The 297-nt window shown below is 47.5% G+C and carries 1 pseudogene; it reads right to left on the reverse strand.

Annotated features, from left to right (window positions below):
* Window positions 1–118: pseudogene (locus LKE08_RS03885) on the reverse strand (reverse transcriptase); the annotation flags it as partial.
* Window positions 119–297: the final 179 nt, after the last annotated feature.

The raw sequence follows: 297 nt of genomic DNA on the forward strand, positions 1-297 counted from the left end.
GCTTTTGCAACTTGAAAACCATCCGCTGGACTTTCGCCCAATTGATAGCTCTCCATGCATTCTTAGTGACCGTTGGTTTCGGCTTACCGAATCCTTTGGTTTGTCTAGACCTCGCCATTATTGCTATTCGAGTCTCCATCTTACGTCTGAACCGTAACCTGTCTGCATATCCCAAACATTACATCTGGGCGTTGGCTTTTGGTTACATCTCACCCCCATCTGGCTTGCGCTTACACTTGCGGCTATAGCCTTCACTACTTGTCTAATCGACCATTGGACAAGAGCCAGTATGGGGTT

Origin of the sequence: Lyngbya sp. CCY1209 (assembly GCF_035615495.1) — a bacterium.
Classification (GTDB): Bacteria; Cyanobacteriota; Cyanobacteriia; order Cyanobacteriales; family Microcoleaceae; genus Limnospira.